The following is a 13,642-nucleotide window of genomic DNA, read 5'->3' as shown; positions in this document are numbered from 1 at the left end:
CAAAGCGGGACACCGCCCACGGGAAAGAAGGTTCCGGCCTTCTGTCAAAAACCGGGAAACAGGCGACCTGCCGGCCAAAGACGTGCGTATGAACCTAGCCGGGCGCACGCGGTAATCGGAGCCACAGCATGCGGTAGCAAGCCGGGATTACACCGCCGGCCCCTCCACCCATCGACAACACGCCGGCGCCGCCGGCAGGAGATTGCAGTGAGCGCACAACTACAAGAAGGCCAGCTCGTCCCCGAGGAGGGCATGGCCGCCATGATTAGCCGTTCGGAGATCGAACAGCAGATCACCACCGCACGCCGATTCCCGCGCTCGCTCAAGCGCTTCCGCGATGAGGCCATCCAGATGGTCACGCTGAGCCAGAGCATCGCGGAGCAATGCGTCTATGCCCTCCCCCGCGACGGCAAGACGATCGAGGGTCCATCTGCACGCTTCGCTGAGATCGTCGCCTCTGCATGGGGCAACAACCGTGCAGGCGCACGCGTCATCGACGACAAGGGCGAGTTCATCACCGCGCAAGGGGTGTTCCATGACCTGGAGCGCAACGTGGCGATCACCTACGAGGTGCAGCGGCGCATCGTCGATCGGCAGGGCCGCCGCTTCAAGGCCGACATGATCGGCGTTACCGCGAATGCCGCCTGCTCTATCGCATTGCGCAACGCCGTGCTGAAGGGCGTGCCGAAAGCGTTCTGGGAGGACATGTACGTCGAGGCGCGCAAGGTGATCATGGGCGACATCAAGACGCTGGCGAACCGGCGCGCCGACGCGCTGGCGCATTTTCAGCGGTTTGGGATCTCTGCCGAGCAGGTCTGCGCCAAGCTAGACGTTGCTGGTGTCGAAGACATCGGCCTGGAGCATCTTGTCCTGCTGCGCGGCATCGTAACTGCGATCAAGGAAGGGGACACCACTCCCGAGGACGCCTTCGCAGGCACCGCACCTGCAACTCCCCAGAAGCCGGCCGGTTATAGCGCGGAAGCGTTTGCCGCCGCTCTGCCGTCCTGGAAAGCGGCAATCGAAGGCGGCAAGAAGTCGGCAGCCCAGATCATCGCGATGGCGGAAACGAAGGGTTCCCTCACGGCAGAGCAACGTGCACAGGTTGCGGCCTTCGAGAAGCCTGCACCCGTTGAGCAGTCCGGCCCGACCTCTGGTGAAGGCAGCGAAGGAGAGCAGGCATGAAGATCGTAGAGCTGATCCAGGGCACGCCGGAATGGCATGCCCACCGCGCTACCCACCTCAACGCCAGCGACGCGCCTGCGATGCTCGGCTGCAGCTCGTACAAGACGCGCGCGCAGCTGGTTCGCGAAGTCGCTACCGGCATTGGTGAGGAATACGACGACGCCACGCTCCAGCGCTTCGCCGATGGCCACCGCTACGAAGCCCTCGCGCGCCCCATCGCCGAGCAGATCATCGGCGAGGATTTGTACCCGTGCGTCGGCGAAGACGGGAAGTACTCGGCCAGCTTCGACGGCCTGTCGCTGCTCGAGGAAGTCGCGTTCGAGCACAAGAGCCTGAACGATGACCTGCGGCGCGCCATGGTCGACGGCTGCACGGGTGCAGACCTGCCGCTGCAGTACCGGGTCCAGATGGAGCACCAAGCGATGGTCTCCGGCGCGGCACGAGTGCTGTTCATGGCTTCGAAGTGGCGCGGCGATGAGCTGGTCGAGGAGCGCCACTGCTGGTACGCGCCGGATCCGGAGCTGCGCGCACGCATTAGCGCCGGCTGGGAGCAATTCGAGGCCGATGTCGCCGCCTACGAGCATGTCGAAAAAGCGGAACCGGTGGCCAGCGGCCGCGCGCCGGAGACGCTGCCGTCGCTGCACATCGCTGTGACCGGCATGGTGACCGCGTCCAACCTCGCCGACTTCAAGGCATCGGCCATGGCCGTGCTCAGCGGCATCAACCGCGAGCTGCAGACCGACGACGACTTCGCCAACGCAGAGCAAACGGTGAAGTGGTGCAAGGGAGTCGAGGATCGGCTGGAGGCCACGAAGCAGCAAATCCTCGGCCAGACCGCCGACATCGACGCGGTCTTCCGGACGATAGACGAGGTGGCAGCCGAAGCGCGCCGCGTGCGCCTGGAGCTGGACAAGCTGGTGAAGGTCGAGAAGGACAACCGCCGCACTCAGATCGTCGCCACTGGCGTGCAGTCGGTGCGGGATCACTATGCGTCGATCAATGCGGGACTCGAAGCGCATGCGCTGGCGGCACCGGCTTCGCTACAGGCCGACATCGGCGCGGTGATCAAGGGCAAGAAGTCGATCAGCAGCATGCTGGACGCCGTCGGTACCGCTGCGGCGAACGCCAAGGTAGCGGCCAGCCAGCAGGCCGAGCGCGTGCGCGCCAACGTACGCGTGCTGGAAATGGAGATGGGCACCTTCGCCGGCCTGTTCCATGACCGCGTGCAGCTGTGCGCCACGAAGTCGCCGGAGGATCTGCGCAACCTGATCACCGCGCGCATCACCGAGCAGCAGCGCGTCGATGAGCAACGGCTGGAGGCGCAGCGCGAGAAGATCCGCCAGGAAGAAGCCGCCAAGCTGGCGCGCGAACAGGAGGAGCGCGAGGCAGCGCAGCGTCGCGCCGATGCCCAGGCCGAGGCAGCACGTGTCGCTGCCGCGGTGCCTGCTCCCGCGCCGGCGGCCGTGTCGGCACCGGTGCCGGTGGCGGCTGCTCCTGCGGCCCTCCCCCCCGCTCTCTCGCAGGCGGTGAAGTCTTCGGCTGCGCCAGCGCCGGCCCAGGTCGTGCGCATCAAGCTGGGCGACATCAACGCCAAGATCGCTCCGCTGACGATCACCGCCGACGGCCTGGCGCAGCTGGGCTTCCTGCCGCTGACCATCGAGCGCGCCTCGAAGCTGTACGACGCCGCGCAGCTGCCTGCGATGTTCACCGCCATGCAGAAGGTGTTTGCGAGCGCCGCTGCCGACAGCTACCAGCAGGCCGCGTGATGGCGCGCGTCTGCACCAGCTGCAAAAGGTCGCTCAGCGATTCCGAGTTCCCGACCCAGAACGGGCGCGTGGTCAACGTCTGCGTGCTCTGTCGGAACGACATCAAGCGGGCCCAGACCAGGCTCGCGCCGATCCGCCGTGATCCCGAGCAGATCCGGCTCAACAACGTCGCTGCGCTGTGGCATGGCCCGGTGCGGCGCACTCACCTGCTGAGGTACGCAGCTTGAACCGACAGCACTCTCGCCGCGCGCCCAAGCGCAACGGCGGCTTTTCCTGGGGCCGCTTCCCCACCAGCGACGGCGCCTTCATCACCTGGCGCATGTTCCGCCGCGATCACACCAGCGCGCTACACATGCATGCGCTGACCTTCACCGCCAAGGACGAGCCAGCTTACGTGGCGAAGCAGCTGCGCCGCGCGCGCCGGCAGCTGCGCGATCGCGTGGACGAGATCGACCTGGCCGCTATGGGAGTTGCCGCGTGACAAACGCATTATTCCCCCGGTCTTGGCGATCGTTGCAGCCGCATTCGGTTCTGCGTGGCCACCCCGTTGAGTACGGTCATCACCGCCACCTCTCTATCCAGGGCCCTCATAGCTCTCCGGTGCGTGTACCGGGTTATGTAGTCAGCCAGCTTCACCTGTTCGCCTGCGCCATATCTGCGAAGACCATGAATTTCGTTCGCCATTGTCCTGCACTCGGAAACGAGCGGGGCCAGAAGCTCAATTCTTCCCTGATCAAGGTCGAGCATGACTTTCTCGAGCTCGGCACAATTGCTTGCAACGGTAGCTTCGCCATGCAGGACGAATGCAACCACGCGCTCATCCCACATATTTGCAGCAACGCCAGGATTGCCGCCAAGCGTCTCGATGTTGTCGAACAACGCTTTGGCCTGAGCTCGCGCGATATGGATGGCTATGTCTCTTTTAGCTCTTGCGAGTCGCGCCGCAGCAAATTGGCCCCACAACCCAAGCCAGAGCGCGACTACCACTGCTGCCAAAGTGCCGATCGCGGCCCAGGCATCCCAATCGACTTCGCAGGAAGGCCCCAGCGGCCAGCAGCGCACGAATACCCACTTCAAAGTTGCCATTCCCGCCCCTCTTCTCAGGAGCCAATTCTGCCATGACCGCTCTGCACCCTAACGACAAGCTAGCCGCGCTGGACTGGGCGCTGAGCCGAGCGCGCGAAGCAGGCGCCAGTGATGAGCTGATCCGGCTCACCCACCTGCCGGCGCTGCAGCAACTACGCGATCAGGCACAGCGGGAGGCGCGCGGTGGCTGACAGCTCGCGCTCTTTCAACTTCCCCGCTCCGCAGGTCTCGTGCCTGCGCCCCGGTGAGATCGTGGTCGATCTGTTCGCCGGCGGCGGCGGCGCCAGCGAGGCGCTGAAGCAGGCGCTGGGCGTCGACCCGGCGCTGGCCTACAACCACGACCAGTGGGCGATCGGCATGCATGCCGCCAATCATCCCCTGACGATCCACCACCGTGAGGACATCTGGCACGCCGACCCGCGCAAGGACGTGGCGGGCCGCCCTGTGGGCTGGTTCCATGCCTCGCCGGACTGCACGCACTTCAGCCAGGCCAAGGGCGGCCAGCCGCGCAGTCACAAGACGCGTGCGCTCTCATGGGTCGCGCTGAAGTGGATCGGCCAGCTGCTACGCGCCGACTTGCGAGACGGCACGAACACCGCGCCGCGCATCCTGTCGCTGGAGAACGTGTGGCAGATCCTGACCTGGGGTCCGCTGGTGGCCAAGCGCTGCAAGGCGACCGGCCGCGTGCTGAAGATGGACGGAACCGTTGCGGCGCGCGGCGAGCAAGTGCCGGTAGCGAATCAGCAGCTGGTGCCCGACAAGCGCCACAGCGGCCGCACCTGGCGCCAGTTCGTCGCGGCACTGGAGTCGAAGGGCTACCGCGTGGAGTGGCGCAAGCTGACCGCTAGCGATTACGGCGCCGGCACCAGCCGCGAGCGGCTGTTCCTGATCGCGCGCCGCGATGGTGAGCCGATCGTGTGGCCCTCGCCGACGCACGGCACCGCGCCCCATCAGCTGCCGCGCGTGCGCGCCGCCGATTGCCTGGACTTCTCGCTGCCCTGCCCGTCGATCTTCACCCGCAAGCGCCCACTCGCTGACGCCACGCTGCGCCGTATCGCCAAGGGCGTGATCCGCCACGTGCTGCAATCGGCCGATCCTTTCATCGTGCCGGCCACTCATCAGGGCTCGGACCGCGTCAACGACGTGCAGGCGCCACTGCCGACGATCACTGCCGCGCACCGCGGCGAGCTGATGCTGGTTGCGCCTGAGCTGGCGCCCTTCATCACCGAGCACTCGAATGCCAGCAATCAGCGCACCATGCGCGCCGACGAGCCGCTGCGCACGATCTGCGCGGGAGTTAAGGGCGGCCACTTCTCGGCCGTAGCGCCGATCCTGGCCGGTGTGGGTGGCCGCGCAGGTCAGTCAGAGCCGCGCTCCGGTGCTGAGCCGCTCTACACGATGACCACGAAGGCGGACACCGCGCTGGTGGCTCCCTGCCTGGTGCAGATGGGCCATGGCGAAGGTAAAACTCCGGGAAAGCGCTTCAGTCACGGCATCAACGATATCCAGGGGCCTATCGGCACCATCGTCGCGAGCGGCGGCGGCCAAGGCGTGATGACCGCATTCCTCGAACAGGCCAACGGCGGCTTCTACGAAGGCGGCGGCCGCGATGCGCGCGAGCCGATGAGCACCATCACCGCCACCGGCAGCCAGCAGCAGCTCGCCACCGCGCACCTGATCACCATGCGCCGGCACGCGCATGGCCAGGATGCCGGCGCGCCACTGGGCACCGTGTGTGCCGGTGCGGTGCACCACGGCGTCGTCGAATGCACGCTGAGCCCCGAGCAGGAGGCCGGCGCGCTGCAGGTGGCCGCGTTCCTGGTGAAGTACTACCGCAGCGGCATCGCCGTAGACCCGCGCGACCCGCTGGACACGGTCACCACCAAGGACCGGCTGGCGCTGGTCACCGTGGTGATTCAGGGCACCCCCTACGTCATCGTCGACATCGGCCTGCGCATGCTCAAGCCGCACGAGCTGTTCCGCGCGCAGGGCTTCCCCGCCGCCTACCGGATCACGCACACCGCGGACGGCCGGGCCATCAGCACCAGCGCCGCGGTGCGCATGTGCGGCAACAGTGTCAGTCCACCGCCCCTGCGCGCGCTTGCCGAAGCCAATTTGGATTCCGCAGACGCCACACTGAGGATGGCCGCATGAAAACAGATCTGCTTATCACCATCTTGTTTTCTGAAAACTTGCCTAAAGTTCAGCCTATCAATCCACCGAAAAAGGTTAGATATGCGAGCTGCTTACTTAGCTGGGGGACCCGAGCACGGGACTATTTTGACCGCAGAGCATCTTGGCTCTTTGTCCATACCAAACGGCTATATCGATCTGGAAATTTCCTCTTCCACGCCGGGCACAAGTTGGCAGGACGCAAACGTGGTGATTTTTGTCCACAGCTCTATTCCGGCAGGCATCGACCGGCAGACCGCGGCAGCAATGGGCAGGGCGGAGCTCGTAATGAAATACCCACATCTGCGCTAAGTAGATCAAAGGTAGGGGTCCGCCGTGGCTGACCCCTACCGCGAGTTCCTGGAGCGCAAGGTGCGCGTCGCGCCGTCGCTCGGGTTCGACGTCTCGCCCGATGACGTGCACCCGCTCCTCAAGCCGCACCAGCGCGACAGCGTAGTGTGGGCATGCTCCGGCGGGCGCCGCGCCCTCTTCCAGCGCTTCGGCCTCGGCAAGAGCATGCAGCAGTTGGAGATCATGCGGCTGGCGCGCGCGCATGCCGGCGGAGCCGTAGGCATCGTGGTGCCGCTGGGCGTGCGTCAGGAGTTCCGCCGCGACGCAGGCAAGCTCAGGCTGGATACGCGTTTCGTGCGCACCAGCGCCGAGGTGGATCCGGACTTCGATGGCATCCATCTGACCAACTACGAGAGCGTGCGAGACGGGAAGCTCGACCCGAACCTATTCACTGCGGCCAGCCTCGACGAGGCCTCTGTGCTGCGCAGCTTCGGATCGAAGACCTATCAGCAGTTCCTGAGCCTGTTCGATGAGGTCCGGTACCGGTTCGTCGCCACGGCCACGCCCAGCCCGAACCGCTACAAAGAGCTGATCCATTACGCCGGCTTCCTCGGCGTGATGGACACGGGCGAGGCGCTCACCCGCTGGTTCAAGCGCGACAGCACGCAGGCCAACAACCTGACGCTGTACCCCCACAAGGAACGTGAGTTCTGGCTATGGGTGGCGAGCTGGGCGCTGTTCCTGCAAAAGCCGTCCGACCTGGGCTACAGCGACGAAGGCTATGACCTGCCGGAGCTGACAGTGCATTACGTCGAGGTGCCGGTGGACCACAACACTGCCGGCGCCGAGCGAGATGGCCAGGGCAAGTTGTTCCGCGATGCCGCGATGGGTTTGCAGAATGCCGCGAAGGAGAAACGCGACACGCTCGGCGCGCGCGTGGCTGCCGTGCAGCAGGTGGTCGCCGCCAGGCCGGATGAGCATTGGCTGATCTGGCACGACCTCGAGGCAGAGCGGCATGCATTGCAGGCTGCCATCCCCACCGCCGTCAGCATCTACGGCGACCAGGAGCTGGACGAGCGCGAGCAAGCGGTCATCGACTTCAGTGAAGGCGTGATCCCGATCCTGTCTGCCAAGCCGGTGATCGCCGGCAGCGGCTGCAACTTCCAGCGGCATTGCCACCTGTCGGTCTACGCCGGCATCGGCTTCAAGTTCAACGACTTCATCCAGTCCATTCACCGCATCCAGCGGTACCAGCAGACGCACCCGGTCGAGGTGTGGATCGTCTACGCCGAGAGCGAGCGCGAGGTGCTGGCCAGCCTGCAGGCGAAGTGGACGCGCCACGAGGAGATGGTAGAAAAAATGAGCGAGATCATCAGGGAATACGGCCTGAGCAAGGCCGCCATGGCGCAAGTACTTCAGCGCTCGATCGGCGTGGAGCGGATCGAAGCCAGCGGTACCGGCTGGACTGTCGCGAACAACGACTGCGTGGTGGAGACGCGCGGCATGGCCGACGACAGCGTCGACCTGATCGTGACCTCGATCCCGTTCGCCAACCACTACGAGTACAGCCCGAGCTACAACGATTTCGGGCACACCGACGACAACGCACATTTCTGGGCACAGATGGACCACCTCAGCACGCAGCTGCTGCGGATCCTCAAGCCGGGCCGGATCGCGGCCATCCACGTGAAGGACCGGATCCAGTTCGGCGCGGTCACCGGCGCCGGCGTGCCGACGGTCAGCCCCTTCCATGCAGAGGCGATCTTCCATTACCGGTCGCACGGCTTCGACTACATGGGCCTGATCACGGTTGTGACCGACGTGGTGCGCGAGAACAACCAGACCTACCGGCTGGGATGGTCGGAGCAGTGCAAGGACGGCACGAAGATGGGGGTGGGTTCGCCTGAGTACATCGTGCTGCTGCACAAGCCGCAGACAGATCGCAGCCGCGGCTATGCCGATGAGCCGGTCCGCAAGCAGAAGGCGGATTACACGCGGGCGCGCTGGCAGGTAGATGCGCATGCGTTCTGGCGCTCGAGCGGCCGCCGCCAGCTGACGGCCGACGAGCTGGCGCAGCTGGGCCCGGACAAACTGGCCAAGCTGTTCACCGAGTACAGCCTGCGCGAGGTCTACGACTACGAGACCCACGTGCGCATCGGTGAAGAGCTGGAGGCGCGCGGCGCACTGCCCTCCACCTTCATGTCGCTGGCGCCGGGCAGCCATGACCCGGACGTGTGGCACGACGTCAACCGCATGCTGACGCTCAACGGCGAGCAGACCCGGCGCGGCCTGGAAAACCACATCTGCCCGCTGCAGTTCGACATTGTCGACCGGCTGATCCAGCGCTTCAGCAATGCCGGCGAGCTGGTGTTCGACCCGTTCGGCGGTCTGTTCACCGTGCCGTACCGGGCACTGAAGCTGGGCCGCCGGGGCCGTGCCGCCGAGCTGTCCACCGCTTACTTCATGGACGGCGTGCGGTACCTGCAGGCGGCCGAGCGCGAGATCGCCATGCCGGATCTGTTCGCAACGATGGACCCGCTGCCGCAGGACCAAGCCGCATGAAGCCCCAGCTATTCCCGCGCCAGCCCCGCCGGATGAAGCAGCCGGCCAAGGATCTGCTCCGGCAGCAGCTCGCCATGGCCGCCGACCACATCGAACGGGTCACCGCCGAGAACCACGCTCTGCGCGCGATGTGCGCAGACCTCATAAACACCTGCCAGGGCAGCGCCGATCAGATGCGCGCGGCGTTGGCGAATCAGGAGAATGCAAAATCATGAGCACGACCCCGACCACCACCCAACGGCTACTCCGGCTGCCCGATGTCCTGGACCGCGTCGGCATATCGAAGTCGACTCTCTATAGCCGCATCCGGGATAAGACGTTCCCCCAGCCCCTTCACCTGGGCACGTCATCGGTATGGGTCGAGTCCGAGGTAACCGACTGGATCAATGACCAGATCGCCCTGCGTGACAAGGCGGCTTGAGCTGGGGGTATCTGTGGGGGCATCTGGCGGCAAGCGGTTAGCCCATCGCCTTGCGATTCAACAAGTTACAGCGGATCGCGGGTAGAGCCCACCTCCACCATCTGATCGCGGAAAAGAGCAGTAAGCGCTTGATTTCGCGAAGGTTAGGCCCGGGGTTTGATGTTCAGTTTGAGCCTGCGTTAGGTATCAAACGAGGTATCAAACCCCGTGCCGAAGCCGTATTTTCTGCGCCGCCCTGCTGGGCTGTATGTGCGCTTCTTCGTCCCGACCGACCTGCAAGCCCTCATTGGCTCGCGCTACCTTGTCCGTCCCGTTCGCTTGTCCCTGGGTGATGCCGCCCGGCTGGCCGTGGCACGAACTGCTGTGGCACTCTCGGAAGCATTCGATCAGGTGCGGCAAGGAGCGGGCATGCAGGACGATTTGCTGACCCAGGCTCTGGCCGCGTTGCAAGGGAACGAAGCTCGGCCCTACACCATCAAGGTCGGTGGCGTGGAGCTCTCTGCCAACGGAGCAGACGATCACGCCCGGCTGCTGGACGCACTGAAACACCTCCCTTTTCAGCAACTGGCTTCTGTGAAAAGCGCCGGACCGCTGCTGTCAGAGCGCGCCGCGATCCACATCAGCGAGATGCGGCGCGTGGGGCGAAGCGCCAAAAATGTGCTCGATACCGAACACAGCCTGGGGCTGTTTGTGGCGCTTGTCGGCGACAAGCCGGTCGAGGACTACAAGACCGATGACGTCCGAAAGTTCCTGGATGCGCTTGAGCACTACCCCAGCAACGCCACCAAGAAGGCAGTGTTCGCCGGCCTCACCCCTGTCGAAATATTGAGCAAGGCGCGGCAAGGTGGTCATGAACTGCTGAGCATGCGCACCAAGGAGAAGCATCGGGATCGTATTGCGTCCTTCTTCAACGCCTTGGCGAACGAAGACCTGATTAGCAAGGCACCTCACAAAGCCATTCTCAATCGTGCCAAGTCGCTCACCGATGAGCCGAGTCGTGATCCGTTTAGCCGGGCTGAGCTCGAAGCGCTGCTTGAACTGAATGCATTCACGTCCTGGGCGAAGAAGTATCCGCACCGATGGTTTGGCACGCTGTTGGGATTTGCGACCGGTGCTCGGGTCAACGAGGTCGCTCAGCTCTATGTTGACGACATCGGCAAGGTGGGCGATTTCTGGGGCGTGCATTTCCGGGGAGCCAAGCCGGATCAACGGTTGAAGAACCCCCACTCCTCCCGTTTTGTGCCCCTGCCCACATCCCTGATCGAGGCTGGGTTCTTGGTCTATGTGGATGAGGTCAAGCGCGCAGGCTTTGAGCGACTGTTCCCGCACTTGCCCTACAACGCCGAAAACGGCCACGGCGACGCGCTAGGGGATCAGTTCCGGGCCTATGCGATCAAGCAAGGACTGACCCAACGGCTCAAAAGCTTTCATTGCTTCCGGCACACCTTGTCCAACTCGCTAGTCAATGAGCACGGCATCTCGCTTCCGATTTCCCAACAAATCACCGGCCACGAGCTGACGCTTCCGCCAGGCTTGAAGCATTACGTTGATCCGCCTTCTGTTCCCGCTCGCTTTTCGGCCATTGAGCAGTTTGGTCCTCCACTTTCCCTGCCTGCTTACACACCAGGGCAATTTGATCGGTCGTTCAAGCAGGTTCGCCACATGGAACGACGGCGCGAGCAGGCGGCCAAAAAGAGGACGAACAAAACAAGAACAAAAGGATGGAAGAATTAAAATCACGGGGGATCTTGCCCCGGATACCGTGTGGTGGCTGAGTGGATTCTATCGTCGCGGAATTAATGCTTGCACCTAAGCGCGCACAATCGGAATTTGCTAGCTACGCGATCAACTTGCTAGGCGCTAGAAGATTGCGCCTAGTCAGATCGGAGGTTAGCCACGCAACGTAACTTATAGTCCTTTGGCAAATCTTACACCCACTTCTTCCCAACTCAACTTAGTAGCCATTGCAAATCCAATTCTTTGGTCTAGAAAATAGATAGCGTCCTCCGTACTCTCCAGGGGAGGCAGAATTTTACACTCTTCTGGAAGGTGTCCCACACCGTATGCGCCAGAGGCACTTACTATAACAGCAGGCCTCTTATCACCTTTCTCGAAGATGTGTTGGACACGACTCTTCAACAAAGACATGTCTGGCTTCAACGGCCCCGTGGGCACCAAGGTGTGATGGACAGGAAAACGAATTTTATCGACCGCATCTACGCAAAGACGAAGCACATCTAAAAGCCTATCAAAATCCAAATCTTTGAGGCCGGACACTATATTAGTTTCACCCACAATATTTGTAATGGATGTCAGCCCCTGAATGTAGTCTCTTACATACAATCCATCTCCGCGCGAAATGTGCTTATTGCGACCCCGCTCAATCATCTCTTCGGTCACGTTTCGGCATAAGAGGACTACGGTTTCCCGAACTTCTTCGAAGCCATCTGGCGTTTTATCTAACGGTGTTCCAGCGCTAAGGACCTCGTAGCACCCACTTAGTTGCAATCCCAGCATAAATGCTGTCTTGTGATAACCATCCTCATCAATCAGATGATTCGTCACCCACTCGATAACCGCATCCACGCTCTCAACCGACTCTTCCTCTCCATTAGAGAGTGGCGGCGGCGATTCCTGAATAGATGAGTAGCTTTTAAAAAGCTGAGCCAGCTCAGCCATTAAGGTGATAGCCTCCGGGAAACACCATTTAGATAAAGCAACGGCAGTGCGTAGCGCGCATTCGTTTTCGGCAGTTCGATCACCATTATTCTGCTCCAGCAATGATCGGATGCGCTTCAAGCATATATGCAGCGAACCTAACGTTATCCCAGCATCGAATAGATCTCTGCAGAAGACCTGACCCTCCACAAAGGGAATTCTGCCAGACATATAGCCGATGGCAGGAATTGCCACAAGGGGATGTGTCCAGTCAAGCTTTGAAGTCGAAAGAAATGGGAGTAGAGAGGATCGCACCGTTTGGCTTATCACAAAGGATCGCGAGAAGTCGCCTGGCTCTCCCCAAAATTCAAATAAAAAAGGTTCAGAGCGGCCGCGATGCTGCCGCTGTTTCTCTTTCCAAGTGTTATGATTTTCAATCTGGACATCGTAATCTTCCGAAAGAAGACTCTTCGCATGATCTATAACTCGGTATCCGCCCCCCGGCATAGAGCCACTCGAAAGGCCGCCTACTTTAGGAAAATAGGTGGTCAATGTGGATTGACGACCATCAGCGTTCTTCTGCATTGCTGCGTGAAAGACGCCAGGGTCAAGCGTGCATAACGTGAAAACCCAATGGGCCCTACTTGAATCAGCAAGGTTTCGCCAGAGCATCAAAAAACCATGAGACCGCATTCGGTCCCCTTCGCGAGCAATCATGCTGATGGCCGTTTGAACAAGCGGAGGTGGAAACTCAATGTCCCGATTTAGCGAGTCATCGGTTTTCTCGTAGAGGACAACATCAAAACATTGCATCGCCTCTTCGGGAATATCAACAGTTGCGGTTGGATACCAGGCCTCGACGATACGACATTGTAATCGCCGTGGTTCAGCGTCGTAATCCAGGCTCAAGGCCAAACACTGCTTGCCTGACCATGTAGTCAAGCTCGCGACACCATGGTCTAAAAGGTCACTCCAATCACGAGCAACGATGACAAAGCAAATGTCCATGTTCGAAAGGAATGGAAACAGGTTTTGAATTTCATGCTCATAACCTGCCAACTCTGAAACGGCCTGCCGCTCTGGACCCTTCTCCCTCTTCACTTCAAAAATCAGCACCACCCTTGATTCCGGGTTGTAAGCGATGATATCGGGTCTGAGCACCTCGCCAGATGCCAGCGAAATACTCTTGTCAACAGCAACAATTTCTAGAAGACTCAATTGGCCAAGGACAAATTTTGAAGCCCTCGCACTAGCCAGCCGACTCATTTTGTCAATCGAAAATCTGGGGAGGTGGCTGGCTTGGTCGGCGGCCTCGATAACGGACTCGATTTCATCCTGCCCGATAATTTCATTTACGAGCTTGCCACTGTTTATTAGGGATGGTCTGATCAACGCCATCGGAGGATGAGGTAAGCCGCATCGGTCGCGCCAATGACGCTCAGGCCTGCGGTTTTTGGCCGTTTCCGGCGCATGTGCGCGGTGTTGCCCCTGCTACAGGCACACC

The 13,642-nt window shown here is 61.8% G+C and carries 11 protein-coding genes; 9 read left to right on the top strand and 2 right to left on the bottom strand.

The features are described 5' to 3' along the window. Positions 1-207: 207 nt before the first annotated feature. From A7D17_RS09325 to A7D17_RS09310, 3 genes are all read left to right on the top strand, one after another. Positions 208-1,182 (top strand): hypothetical protein, encoded by a 975-nt coding sequence (locus A7D17_RS09325; protein WP_153041922.1) that lies wholly within the window; start codon positions 208-210, stop codon positions 1,180-1,182. After that, on the top strand, positions 1,179-2,948 hold the full coding sequence (locus tag A7D17_RS09320; RefSeq protein ID WP_064508818.1) for a YqaJ viral recombinase family protein: 1,770 nt from the start codon (positions 1,179-1,181) through the stop codon (positions 2,946-2,948). Before A7D17_RS09325 ends, A7D17_RS09320 begins: the two co-directional genes overlap by 4 nt. A 223-nt stretch (positions 2,949-3,171) precedes the next feature. After that, positions 3,172-3,429 carry a hypothetical protein gene (locus A7D17_RS09310; protein WP_047693061.1) on the top strand — a complete coding sequence of 86 codons (258 nt, stop codon included), beginning with the start codon at positions 3,172-3,174 and terminating at the stop codon, positions 3,427-3,429. 8 nt (positions 3,430-3,437) lie between these two features. Here the strand turns inward: A7D17_RS09310 and A7D17_RS09305 are convergent, their stop codons facing one another. Continuing rightward, entirely contained in the window at positions 3,438-4,034 is a 597-nt protein-coding gene (locus tag A7D17_RS09305) for a hypothetical protein (protein WP_064508816.1), read from the bottom strand. A 32-nt stretch (positions 4,035-4,066) separates the two neighbouring features. Between A7D17_RS09305 and A7D17_RS24440 the strand changes: the two genes are divergently transcribed. The 6 genes from A7D17_RS24440 to A7D17_RS09280 all read left to right on the top strand — a co-directional run bounded on the left by A7D17_RS24440 (position 4,067) and on the right by A7D17_RS09280 (position 11,214). Further along, positions 4,067-4,225, top strand: coding sequence for a hypothetical protein (locus A7D17_RS24440; protein WP_161946534.1), 159 nt, complete (start codon positions 4,067-4,069; stop codon positions 4,223-4,225). Beyond that, positions 4,218-6,188 (top strand): DNA cytosine methyltransferase, encoded by a 1,971-nt coding sequence (locus A7D17_RS09300; protein ID WP_064508815.1) that lies wholly within the window; start codon positions 4,218-4,220, stop codon positions 6,186-6,188. Before A7D17_RS24440 ends, A7D17_RS09300 begins: the two co-directional genes overlap by 8 nt. 354 nt (positions 6,189-6,542) lie before the next feature. Further along, positions 6,543-9,059: a DNA methyltransferase gene (locus A7D17_RS09295; protein WP_064508814.1), complete on the top strand. Its 2,517-nt coding sequence runs from the start codon at positions 6,543-6,545 to the stop codon at positions 9,057-9,059. Then, positions 9,056-9,274, top strand: coding sequence for a hypothetical protein (locus A7D17_RS09290; RefSeq protein WP_064508813.1), 219 nt, complete (start codon positions 9,056-9,058; stop codon positions 9,272-9,274). The genes A7D17_RS09295 and A7D17_RS09290 overlap by 4 nt, the downstream gene beginning before the upstream one ends. Then, positions 9,271-9,480 carry a helix-turn-helix transcriptional regulator gene (locus A7D17_RS09285; protein ID WP_064508812.1) on the top strand — a complete coding sequence of 70 codons (210 nt, stop codon included), beginning with the start codon at positions 9,271-9,273 and terminating at the stop codon, positions 9,478-9,480. The genes A7D17_RS09290 and A7D17_RS09285 overlap by 4 nt, the downstream gene beginning before the upstream one ends. A gap of 207 nt (positions 9,481-9,687) precedes the next feature. Then, positions 9,688-11,214 carry a site-specific integrase gene (locus A7D17_RS09280; RefSeq protein WP_064508811.1) on the top strand — a complete coding sequence of 509 codons (1,527 nt, stop codon included), beginning with the start codon at positions 9,688-9,690 and terminating at the stop codon, positions 11,212-11,214. Positions 11,215-11,388: 174 nt separating this feature from the next. On the opposite strand, the gene A7D17_RS24025 is transcribed toward A7D17_RS09280, so the two are convergent. Further along, on the bottom strand, positions 11,389-13,536 hold the full coding sequence (locus A7D17_RS24025; RefSeq protein WP_153041921.1) for a hypothetical protein: 2,148 nt from the start codon (positions 13,534-13,536) through the stop codon (positions 11,389-11,391). Positions 13,537-13,642: the final 106 nt, after the last annotated feature.

This window comes from Xanthomonas floridensis (genome assembly GCF_001642575.1).
In the GTDB taxonomy this organism is placed as follows: domain Bacteria; phylum Pseudomonadota; class Gammaproteobacteria; order Xanthomonadales; family Xanthomonadaceae; genus Xanthomonas; species Xanthomonas floridensis.
The sequence above is the reverse complement of the archived record's forward strand: the minus strand, read 5'-3'. Positions and strand labels throughout refer to the sequence as shown.

Excerpts from the sequence above, each read along its gene's own strand:
- A7D17_RS09320 (WP_064508818.1), top strand. The coding sequence starts at position 1,179 with ATGAAGATCGTAGAGCTGATCCAGGGCACGCCGGAATGGCATGCCCAC.
- A7D17_RS09305 (WP_064508816.1), bottom strand. The coding sequence starts at position 4,034 with ATGGCAACTTTGAAGTGGGTATTCGTGCGCTGCTGGCCGCTGGGGCCT.
- A7D17_RS24440 (WP_161946534.1), top strand. The coding sequence starts at position 4,067 with ATGACCGCTCTGCACCCTAACGACAAGCTAGCCGCGCTGGACTGGGCG.
- A7D17_RS09290 (WP_064508813.1), top strand. The coding sequence starts at position 9,056 with ATGAAGCCCCAGCTATTCCCGCGCCAGCCCCGCCGGATGAAGCAGCCG.
- A7D17_RS09285 (WP_064508812.1), top strand. The coding sequence starts at position 9,271 with ATGAGCACGACCCCGACCACCACCCAACGGCTACTCCGGCTGCCCGAT.
- A7D17_RS24025 (WP_153041921.1), bottom strand. The coding sequence starts at position 13,536 with ATGGCGTTGATCAGACCATCCCTAATAAACAGTGGCAAGCTCGTAAAT.